The sequence below is a fragment of the Kitasatospora sp. NPDC041917 genome (assembly GCF_055589745.1).
The window spans coordinates 7130-16750 of record NZ_JBVJBI010000077.1; the positions used below are offsets into that span (position 1 = coordinate 7130).

The following is a 9621-nucleotide window of genomic DNA, read 5'->3' on the forward strand; positions in this document are numbered from 1 at the left end:
TGACCCACCCCCAAAAAACAAAAACCCCCCCCCCCCCCCCCCCCCCCCTCCCCCCCCCCCCCCCCCCCCCCCCCCCCCCCGCCGGGCACGGGCCGTACCGCCTAGCCGGCGACGGCCGGGGAGAGCTCCGCGGCGAGCCGGCGCAGATCGGGGCCGTACTCGGGGTTGGCGAGCGCCGCGGCGAACTGGGCGCGCAGGTAGGCGGCGGGGTTGCCGGTGTCGTACCAGGTGCCGGCGATGACCTGCCCGTAGACCGCGCGCCGCGCCGCGTAGGCGTTGATGGCGTCGGTCAGGTAGACCTCGTCCTCGGGCTTCTCGTGCCAGCGGAGCGTCAGTTCGCGCAGCTCGTCGACGATGCCGGGGGTGATGACGTAGCCGCCGATCGCCGCGTACGAGGAGGGCGCGTCGGCCGGCTTCGGCTTCTCGACCAGACCGGTGATCCGCAGCGAGCCGCCGCCGAGGTCCTCCTTCACCACCGGCACGCCGTAGCGGTAGGAGTCCTCGGGAGCCATCGGCATCAGCGCGAGCACCGGCGCGTTGGTCTGCTCGTACGCCCGGATCAGCTGCTGCGCGCGGGGGACCTCGGCCACGAAGACGTCGTCGGGCCAGAGCACCAGGCAGGGCTCGTCGCCGAAGTGGCGGGCGGCGTTGAGCACCGGGGTGCCGTTGCCGTACGGGCCGTGCTGGTAGAGGTAGCTGATGTGGCCCTTGCGGGCCAGCTCGCCGACCTCCTCGACCGCCGCCGCGAAGGCCGCCTTGCCGTCCCGGCGCAACTGCTCGACCAGGACGGGGTTGGGGCGGAAGTGCTCCTGGATCAGGCCCTTGTCGCCGTTCACGACGATGGTGATGTCGGTGATGCCGCTCTCGATCAGCTCGCGCACGGTGTGCTCGATGACCGGCTTGTCGCCGACGGGCAGCATCTCCTTCGGCGTGGCCTTGGTCAGCGGCAGGAGGCGGGAGCCGAGGCCGGCGGCGGGGATGACGGCTCGGCGGATCGTCCTGGGGGCCATGTGGCGCTCTCTCGTTTCGTGGGAGGTGCGGCGCCGTGGTGACGCGGCGTCCCGGTCGACGCTATCAAGCGCTGACGTGCCGTTAAGTGGACGGTCGGCATACGGAAGTTGGCCCAGCGGAAGCCGTCCGGATTCACCGGCGGCCGTGCGTGCCCGCGAGTGCCCGCGAGTGCCCGCCGCGTCCCGCCGCAGGGCGGACGGCCGCCGGCGGGGCCGGGCCCTTTTTGCTCCCGAATCGTTGCCCATACCGGAAGACCACCCGAGGACGACCACCGGAGGTTCCCATGACGGACGAGACCGGAACGACGTGCGAGACCGGAGGGACGGGCGAAGCCGAAGGGGCGGGCGAGCCCGGCCCGCCGCCGTACCGCAGCTACACCTGGGACGACGAGCACGGGGCCGTCCACGCCATCCTCTACCCGGGCGAGGAGGAGGCCGACGAGGAGCGCAAGGCCGGGTTCCGCGCGATGGGCGCCCGGATGCTGGCCGACCTGATCGCCGAACGGGAGGCGGAGCACACTCCTCCGTTCCCCGGCGTGCCGGACCTCCGCCTGATCCACGGCGAAGGCACCGCCTGAACGCCGCTCCGCTCCACAGCAGTTGCTCCAATCCACCCCCGCGCACGCGCACCGGAGCGCACGCGGGCGGTGCGCGCCGGCCGTCCCGGCCCGGCCGGCGGCCGTGGGCGGCCGGCTCAGCCCTTGCCGCCCGCCTTCAGCACCTGGGCCGCGGCCACGCCCGCCGCGCTGAAGCCGTGCCCGCCGCCCTCGACCTCGGCGGCGACGGCGAGGTCGCCGCGGTAGGCGATGAACCAGCTGTTGTTGGCCTGGCCGCCGGCCTCGACGGTGCCGGTCTTGGCGCCGATCTGGCCGGACAGGCCGGCCATCGGGGTGCGGGCGGTGCCCTGGGTGGCGGTCTTCGCCATCATGGCGCGCAGGTCCCGGGCGACGTCGGCCGGGAGCTTGCCGGGTGCCGTCGCCCGCTTGGCGTCCTCGCGCAGCACGGGCTGGCGGAACGTCCCGCTCTGCACGGTGGCGGCGACCGAGGCCATCGCCAGCGAGTTGGCCTGGATCCGGCCCTGGCCGATGTACGAGGCCGCGGCCTCGTCCTTGTTGTCGGGCGCCGGGACGGTCGCGTCCCGGCTCGGGACGCCGATGTGCCACTCCAGCCCGAGGCCGAACTGGTCGCGGGCCACCGTGCCCAGGGTGCCGGGCTGGAGCTTCTCCAGTCCCTTGTCGATGAAGCCGGTGTTGCAGGAGTGGGAGAAGTCGTCGGCGAGCGTGTAGGACGGGAAGTCGCCGGGCTCGTCGTTGTGCCAGGCGCGCGGGGAGTAGGTGGTGGCCTTGCACGGCACCACGGTGTCCGGGCCGACTCCGGCCTCCAGCAGGGCGGCCGCGGTGATCACCTTCATCGTCGAGCCGGGCGCCTGGCCGCCCGCGATCGCGCGGTTGAAGCCGCCCTGCGGGGCGTACGCCATCGCCAGGATGTTCCCGGTGCTCGGCTGGACGGCCACCAGCGAGGCCGGATTGCCGTTCGCCGACTGCTGCTTGACCGCCTCCTCGGCCACCTGCTGCAGGTCGGCGTCCAACGTGAGCCTGACCTGCGGGGCGCTCGGCGGGGTCAGCACGAACAGCTGCTCCGGCTCGCTGCCGCCGCCGCCCGGGCCCGAGAGCACCACGGCCCGGCCGGTGACGGTGGCGGCGCCGTCCGGCGGGGCGATCCGGGGGAGGACGGCGCGCAGCGACGGGAAGGTGTCGAGCGGCCGGCCCTTGCGGTCGGTGGGCTTGGAGACGGCGTTGGGCAGTGCCTTCACCGCGATGGTCCCGCCCTGGGCGAGCTGCGGGTGGATCACGGACGGCTTCCAGCGCACCACGGGCCGGCCGTCCTGGGAGCGGACGACGCTCAGCACGCCGTCGTACTCCCAGGCGTCAGGGGTGCCCTCGAACTCCGCCTTCACCCGGAAGCCCAGGGCCGGTTCGCTCGGCGAGTCGGCCTGGGCGCGGCCCGTCCCGGTCAGGGCGAGCGAGCGGGGGCCCACCTGCTCCTGGAACGTGGTCAGCGCGGCGCGGGCGGTCTCCGGCCGGTCGGTCAGACCGGCGGCGGCCGCGATGTCGCCGCGGCTCCAGGCGGCCAGGAACTCCTTGGCCGCCGCCTCGGCCTGCTCGGCGGTCGGCGGGTCCTGCGGGGCCTTCGACACGGTGCCGGAGCCCTGGTGGCCGCCGGACGGGCCGTTGTCCGTCACGGCGTTCAGCACGTTGTAGGCGCCGTAGCCGCCGACCGCCAGCAGAGCGGCGAACAGCCCGCCGGCCGCCACCATCACGACCCGGCGAGCGGCCGATCCGCGCGGGGCCCCGCCGTCGTCCTCCGCCTCGTCCTCGTCGAACGGCTCGTACCGGACGTCGTCGTCGGCGAGTTCGTCGTACTCCCGGTGGGTGCCGTAGCCGTCCTGCGGCTGGAGCCCGCCGTGCCCGCTGCGCCCGTCGTCCTCGTCGTACTGGTCATATCGGTCGTCCTCGTCGTGCTGGTCGTTCTTCCGCTCCCCTGACATGGCGCTGTCCCCCTGTGATCCTTCGTGTGCTGCGGGCACGCCCCCTCCGGCATGTCGGCCCGCCGGCCCGACGGAAGTCCGTGACGATTGGACGAAAGTCCGTTCGGGCGCGGATCAGCCTATGCCGGGACGGGTGATCGGTCGACCGGAACGGCCCGCCCGGTGACCGGCCGGGCGGGCCGCAGGGGTGCGGGGCCGGTCAGGCCCAGGGGTCGGTGAAGGAGCGGCCGGGGACGGGCTTGGCGACCAGGGCGATGGCGGTGAAGAAGTTGACCTGGCCGATGGCGAGCATGAGCGTGGTCAGCGCCTTGTCGTCGTAGTGCCCGGCGACCTCGGCGTACAGCGCGTCCGACACCCGCTCGCCGTGCGGGCTGGGCCGGAGGACGGCTTCGACCAGGGCGAGCGCCGCGCGCTCGGGGGCGGTGAACCAGGGCGAGTCCGGCCAGCCGGCGACCGAGGCGATCCGCTCCTCGGACTCGCCGGCCGCGTGGAGGAAACCGGTGTGCAGGACGGTCAGGTAGGTGCTGCCGGCGATCTGGCCGGCCCGCAGCTGGACCAGGCTGATGGTGCTCCGGGGGACGGACCCGTTGCCGGTGGCCTTGAACAGTGCGGCCGAGACCTCCGCGATCTCGGGGACGAGCTCCACCGGGTCCTGGGCCATGCGCGGGCGCAGCGGGACCTCGGCGGTGATCGGTCGGGCGTTCATGGTGGCGTTCCTCTTCTTCCGAGCGGGTGGGTGGACCGTGCGGTCACCTGTCCGACGGATCCCGGCGCGGGTTTGTGACAGCCCGCCCCGCCCGCAGGCCGAGGACGCAGCCGGCCAGCAGCAGGCCGGCCATCGCGAGCAACGGTGCCGTCCAGGTGCCGCTCGCGGTGCGCAGCGCCGACGCGAGCGCGGGGCCGGTGGCGGCGAGCAGGTAACCCCAGGTCTGGGCCATGGTGGAGAGCGCGGCGACGTGTTCCGGGTCGGTGCCCCGACGGGCGAACAGGACGGCGGCGAGCGCCTGTCCGCCGCCCATGCCGATGCCGAGGACAGCGGCCCAGAGCGGGGCCCCGCCGGCCGGGGCGAGCACCAGGCCGAGCAGACCGAGGACGCAGACGGCCGCCACGCCCAGGATGTGCGGCCGTTGGTCGGTCCGGGCGGCGGCCAGGGTCGGGGCGAGGAACCCGCCGACGGCGAGGCCGAGGATCAGCACGGCCTGGTCGGTGCCGGCGGCGGTGCGGCTCAGTCCCGCCTCGACCAGGAGGGTGGGCAGCCAGGCCGGCGTCGCATAGAAGACCAGGGGCTGGACGCCGAAGAAGGCCGTCAGGCTCCAGGCGAGCGCCGTCCGCCCGACCCGTCGGCGCCCGACGGGTGCGGCGGGCCCACATCAGCGCCCGGGTCGACGCCGCCCTGGCGGGCGAGGAGCTCTCCGACGGCTTCCTGCCCGGGCTGCCGGACGGCCCGCTGCCGGAGCGCCAGCAGCCGGACGGCTCCGCACCGTAGGGGGCCTCAGGCCAGCACCGCCGGCGTCGGCCCGTCCGGCCGTACGGTGATGCTGTACGCCGCCCCCGCCGGCCGCGAACGGAACACCAACGGCCCCATCGGCAACAGGAGTTCCAGCAGCGCCGTGGTCTCGCGCAGCGCGAACCGGGTGCCCAGGCAGGCGCGGGCGCCGAGGCCGAACGGGAAGTAGGCGCCGAGTTGCCCGGGGCGGTCGGCGTCGGTGGCGAAGCGGGCGGGGTCGAAGCGCTCCGGGTCGGGCCACAGCGCCGGGTCCCGGTGGGTGAGGTACGGGCAGACCAGCACGTCCGTCCCGGCGGCGATGCGGTACCCGGCGACGACGTCGTCCTCCAGGGCGTGCCGGGGGAGGAGCCAGGCGGAGGGGTAGAGCCGCAGCGTCTCGCTCACCAGCGCCTGCGGATCGGCCGTCCGGGCCTCGGGGTGGCGGTCGAGCAGCAGGAAGAGCCAGGTGAGCGTGGTGGCCGTGGTCTCGTGGCCGGCGACGAGCAGGGTGACCAGCTCGTCCCGGATCAGCCGGTCGGTGTACTCGGGGTGCCGCTCGCCCGCCTCGACCAGCATCCGTAGTACCCCGGGCTCCTCGGTCGGGTCGGCCGAGCGGGCCGCTTCGATCGCCGCGCGCGCCACCGCGTCGATCCGGGCGAGGTCCGTGGCGACCGCGTCCCGGGCGTCCGCCGCGTTGGTCGGCAGCGTCGGCATGGCGGCCACCACCCGCTCCACCGAACGGAGTTCGCCGTCGGTCCGGTCGTCCAGCGGCTGCCCGGTGAGCGCCCGCCAGACGGTGTCCAGGGCGAAGCCGCGCATCTCCTCGCCGACGTCGAAGGTCTCCCCGGTGCGCCGGTACCCCTCCCAGCGCTCGGCGGTGCGGCGCGCCGCCGCGGCGATCCGGTGTTCGTAGCGGCGCATCCCGGTGCCGGTGAACTGCGACTGCAGCAGCCGCCGTTGACGCTTCCAGGCGTCGCCGGCGGCGGACAGCACGCCGTCCCCGACCAGCATCCGGGCGCGGTGCGAGCGCTTGACGTACCGGTCCGGGTGGTGGCCCAGGACGTGCTGCACGGCGGCCGGGTCGGTGACCAGGACGGTCGGCGTCGGGCCGAGCCGGAACGCGGCGATGCCGCCGACGCCGCGCCGCGTCCGGGCCAGCAGCTCGACGAGCTCGGCCTCCTCGGCCCGCCACTGCTCGACGACCTCGGCGGCCAGCTCCGGTACCGGGCGGGTGTCCGTGCTCACGGGGCGGGTCCTTCCGTTCTGCTGACGGTGCGTCCGTTGCGGCCCGACTCTATGCCAGGGCGGGCCGGTCCGGGTTGCGCCGAACGGGTGGCGGCCCCGGCCCGGGGCGGCGCGGGGGCCCGCCGGGACGTCCGCGCACGGCTAGCGTGCGACCGGGCCGACCGGCCCCTGCTCGTTGCGCGGATGGGAGAACGCATGCCCGGGACCCGGCACTTCGGAGGCGGCCGGACCCGCCGAGCGGCCCGGTGGCTGGCGGCGGCCCTGCTCCTCCCGGCCCTCGCGGCCTGCGGCGGCGGTGGCGGCTCCGGTTCGGCCGGTGCCCCCCAGGCCGGGCAGACCGGTCAGAACAGCGCCTCGGGGCAGCCGGACGACCAGCGGACCAAGGACGAGGGGGGCCAGGGCGGCTTCCGGAACGCCGGCGAGCCCTCGGCGAACGTCCAGGGCAGCGACCGCACCGCCCGGATCAGCCTGTCCTTCCCGTCGAGCACCACGACCGGCTTCACGGCCGTGATCAGCAAGGTGTCCGACTGCGGCAGTACGGAGTACGCCACCCCCGCCTCGCAGCAGGTCCAGGTGACCAACGGGCAGACCGAGCGGGTCGAGTTCCGGCTCCCACCGTGGAAGCCGGGTACCAAGAGCCGGAACATCTGCCTCACGGTGACGGCCGACGACTCCACCAAGCGGATCGAGGCCGTGGGTTCGGTGGAGGTCATCAGCCCCGACGGCGGGACCCCAAGCAATGGCGGGACCAACGGCTCGACGCCCACCGGCGGGTCGAGCCCGTACACCGGTGCTCCCACCGGCACCGGGAGCACCCCCTGAGCCCTGCCGAGGAGGCACCCCCGGGAGAGCCGGAGCGGCCGTCCTCGCGCTCCTGGTCGGACTGGATCGCCAAGCTCGCCACCTGGGTCGCCCCGACCACCCTCCTCACCGCGCTGCTCTTCTTCTTCGGCTACGCCTACACCAGTTCGCTCTACGGCTACTTCGGCATCGACGCCGGCATGATCGGCTTCGCCACCCAGGACCTGCTGCTCCGCAGTTCCCCCGCGCTCTACGTGCCGGCCGGGTTCGCCCTGTGCGGGGCGCTGGTCGGCGCGCTCGGCTACCACGTCGCGACCAGGGCCGCCGAGGCCGGCAGGGTCGGCGCCCGGACGGTGCGACGGGCCTGTTCGGCCGTCGTCGTACTGGTCGTCCCGCTGCTGGTGCTCGGCTTCCTGGCCGGCTTCGAGGTGTTCGACGCCGGCCCGATGGGCACCCCGCTGCTGATCGGCGGCGGACTGCTGCTCGCGGTCCTGGCCCGGCTGTTGTACGTGCGCGGCACCGGCGCGCCGTACCCGCTGACCGGCGAGCGGGCGGCGCTGGGGATCAGCGTGGCGATCGTCGTGCTCTGCGCGTTCTGGGCGGTCGGCGGTTACGCCCAGCAGAAGGGCACGGCCGACGCGGAGCAGCTGGCCCGGCACCTCTACCGGCGTCCGGCGGTCGTCCTGGACACCCCGGAGCGCCTCCACCTGGGATGGTCCGGCGTGCGGGAGACGGTGTTGCCGGGCGTGGAGCCGGGGGAGCGGTTCCGCTACCGCTACGAGGGCCTGCGCCTGCTGGCCCACTCCGGCGGCCGGATGTTCCTGATCCCGCGCACCTGGACCTGGGAGACGGGCAACGGCCTGATCGTCCCCTTCAACGAGACCGTCCGGGTCGCCTTCCATCCGGGCTGAGACGGCCCGGGCCGGGACCCCGACGGCCCGGGCGCACGGCTGCGCCGCGGTCCGTCCCCCTCGACGGACCGCGGCGCAGCGGCTTCACCGGGTGTCAGCGCAAGCCGGTCACACCTGCTGCCAGAGCGCGGGCACGATCGGCGGCTCCCAGCCGACCTGGGCGGTGTGGCCCTGGAGGCAGCGGTAGCTGACGCCGTTGTAGGTCACGACGTCGCCGGCCTGGTAGGTGGTGCCGGCGGTCCAGGTGCCACCGGGGTTGGGCGAATCGCTGCCCACCACCAGGGAGAAGCTGGTGCTGTGGGTGGCCGAGCCGGTCCCGGTCAGGGTGATGTTGTAGGTGCCGGTGGGGGTCGAGGCGGGGGTGGCGAGGGTGAGCGTCGCCGAGCCGCCGGACTGCACCGAGGACGGGTTGAAGGAGACCGTCACGCCGGTCGGCGCGCCCGAGGCGGTCAGGTTGACCGTCTGGGCCGAGCCGGAGGTGGTCGAGGTGGCGACCGTCGCGGTGGTGGTCTCACCGGGCTTGACGGTGGCGGTGGTGGGGTTCACCGAGAGGGAGAAGTCGTTGGTGGGCGTGGTGCCGCCGACCGAGGTCTTCCAGATGGTGTACGCCACGCCGTCGGCGCTGCGGTTCAGTACCGTCGCGTCGATGTTGGCGGTGGTGTCGCAGGAGGAGTGGTAGCAGGAGTCGTAGGAACGGCCCGCCGTGCCGCCCCACTTGGCCGCCTGCGCCGAGGTCTTGGTGTCGCTGGCGCCGGCCGCGTAGCCGGAGGTCGGGATGCCGGCCTGCTGGAAGGAGTAGTCGTCCGAGCGGCCCTGGCCCTCGACGTTCTCCTCCGGCTTGAGGTTCAGCGAGTCCCAGTAGGCCTTCATCGGTGCGGAGGCCGCGGAGTTGATGTTGTTGATGAAGTAGCCGGCGTTGGTCGAGGCGATCATGTCGAAGTTGTAGTACGCCTTGATCGCGGAGCGCTGGGCGGAGCCCAGCTGGCCGACGTAGGACTGCGAGCCCTGCAGGCCCTGCTCCTCACCGGTCCACCAGGCGAACCGCACGTGCCGGGTCAGGCCGGGGTTCTGCTGGGCGAGCACGAGCGCGTTCTCCAGCAGGGTGGCCGAGCCGGAGCCGTTGTCGTTGATGCCGGGGCCGGCCGAGACGCTGTCCAGGTGGGCGCCGAACATGGTGACCTGGTCGGCCGGGCCGCCGGGCCAGTCGGCGATCAGGTTGTTGGACTGGTAGGTGCAGGAGGTGCAGGTCTGCTCGGTGACGCTGTAACCGGCGGCCTGGAGCTTGCCCTTGATGTACGCCAGCGACTGGCTGTGCCCGGCGCTGCCGGCCCGGCGGTGGCCGCCGTTCTGGCTCGCGATGCTGTTCAGCTGGGACAGGTGGGCCTGGACCTTGGCGACGTCGATGTCGGGTGCGGGACCGCCGGGGTTGCCTCCGCCGCCGACGGTGAGGCTGTACTGGGCGGTGTGGGTGGTGGTGCCGGCGGTGCCGGTGACGGTGATCTGGTAGGTGCCGTTCGCCGTGGTGGCGGAGGCGTTGAGGGTGAGGGTGGCGGAGGAGCCGGCCTGGACGGTGGAGGGGTTGAGGCTCGCGGTGACGCCGGTGGGGAGGCCGGAGGCGGT

10 protein-coding genes are annotated in these 9621 nt (G+C 74.1%); 4 read left to right on the plus strand and 6 right to left on the minus strand.

Annotation, left to right across the window (positions count from 1 at the left end; translation table 11 throughout):
- Positions 1-101: 101 nt before the first annotated feature.
- Positions 102-1010, minus strand: a complete 909-nt coding sequence (locus tag ACZ6EM_RS39670; protein WP_380545143.1) for a UTP--glucose-1-phosphate uridylyltransferase — start codon at positions 1008-1010, stop codon at positions 102-104.
- A gap of 284 nt (positions 1011-1294) precedes the next feature.
- Between ACZ6EM_RS39670 and ACZ6EM_RS39675 the strand changes: the two genes are divergently transcribed.
- Entirely contained in the window at positions 1295-1588 is a 294-nt protein-coding gene (locus ACZ6EM_RS39675; RefSeq protein ID WP_401046497.1) for a hypothetical protein, read from the plus strand.
- Between the two features lie 116 nt (positions 1589-1704).
- On the opposite strand, the gene ACZ6EM_RS39680 is transcribed toward ACZ6EM_RS39675, so the two are convergent.
- The 3 genes from ACZ6EM_RS39680 to ACZ6EM_RS39690 all read right to left on the minus strand — a co-directional run bounded on the left by ACZ6EM_RS39680 (position 1705) and on the right by ACZ6EM_RS39690 (position 4754).
- Positions 1705-3558, minus strand: coding sequence for a penicillin-binding transpeptidase domain-containing protein (locus tag ACZ6EM_RS39680; RefSeq protein ID WP_465774604.1), 1854 nt, complete (start codon positions 3556-3558; stop codon positions 1705-1707).
- A gap of 199 nt (positions 3559-3757) precedes the next feature.
- The gene (locus ACZ6EM_RS39685) at positions 3758-4264 is read right to left on the minus strand and encodes a carboxymuconolactone decarboxylase family protein (protein ID WP_401046502.1); all 507 of its coding nucleotides are present in this window, start codon (positions 4262-4264) and stop codon (positions 3758-3760) included.
- A gap of 43 nt (positions 4265-4307) precedes the next feature.
- Complete coding sequence (locus ACZ6EM_RS39690) at positions 4308-4754, minus strand: MFS transporter (protein WP_465774605.1); 447 nt, start codon at positions 4752-4754, stop codon at positions 4308-4310.
- Positions 4755-4912: 158 nt separating this feature from the next.
- Between ACZ6EM_RS39690 and ACZ6EM_RS39695 the strand changes: the two genes are divergently transcribed.
- Complete coding sequence (locus tag ACZ6EM_RS39695) at positions 4913-5044, plus strand: hypothetical protein (protein WP_401046507.1); 132 nt, start codon at positions 4913-4915, stop codon at positions 5042-5044.
- Between the two features lie 6 nt (positions 5045-5050).
- Here ACZ6EM_RS39695 and ACZ6EM_RS39700 read toward each other — a convergent pair whose 3' ends face one another.
- The gene (locus ACZ6EM_RS39700; RefSeq protein WP_465774606.1) at positions 5051-6289 is read right to left on the minus strand and encodes a cytochrome P450; all 1239 of its coding nucleotides are present in this window, start codon (positions 6287-6289) and stop codon (positions 5051-5053) included.
- Between the two features lie 195 nt (positions 6290-6484).
- Here ACZ6EM_RS39700 and ACZ6EM_RS39705 point away from each other — a divergent pair, with 195 nt between their 5' ends.
- Both ACZ6EM_RS39705 and ACZ6EM_RS39710 read left to right on the plus strand, forming a co-directional pair.
- On the plus strand, positions 6485-7111 hold the full coding sequence (locus ACZ6EM_RS39705; RefSeq protein WP_465774607.1) for a hypothetical protein: 627 nt from the start codon (positions 6485-6487) through the stop codon (positions 7109-7111).
- 179 nt (positions 7112-7290) lie between these two features.
- Complete coding sequence (locus tag ACZ6EM_RS39710; protein WP_452180608.1) at positions 7291-8001, plus strand: hypothetical protein; 711 nt, start codon at positions 7291-7293, stop codon at positions 7999-8001.
- A 108-nt stretch (positions 8002-8109) separates the two neighbouring features.
- Here ACZ6EM_RS39710 and ACZ6EM_RS39715 read toward each other — a convergent pair.
- Positions 8110-9621: M28 family peptidase (locus ACZ6EM_RS39715; protein WP_465774608.1), on the minus strand; the 1512-nt coding region annotated here is incomplete at its 5' end.

Excerpts from the sequence above, each read along its gene's own strand:
- ACZ6EM_RS39670 (WP_380545143.1), bottom strand. The coding sequence starts at position 1,010 with ATGGCCCCCAGGACGATCCGCCGAGCCGTCATCCCCGCCGCCGGCCTC.
- ACZ6EM_RS39675 (WP_401046497.1), top strand. The coding sequence starts at position 1,295 with ATGACGGACGAGACCGGAACGACGTGCGAGACCGGAGGGACGGGCGAA.
- ACZ6EM_RS39680 (WP_465774604.1), bottom strand. The coding sequence starts at position 3,558 with ATGTCAGGGGAGCGGAAGAACGACCAGCACGACGAGGACGACCGATAT.
- ACZ6EM_RS39685 (WP_401046502.1), bottom strand. The coding sequence starts at position 4,264 with ATGAACGCCCGACCGATCACCGCCGAGGTCCCGCTGCGCCCGCGCATG.
- ACZ6EM_RS39705 (WP_465774607.1), top strand. The coding sequence starts at position 6,485 with ATGCCCGGGACCCGGCACTTCGGAGGCGGCCGGACCCGCCGAGCGGCC.
- ACZ6EM_RS39710 (WP_452180608.1), top strand. The coding sequence starts at position 7,291 with ATGATCGGCTTCGCCACCCAGGACCTGCTGCTCCGCAGTTCCCCCGCG.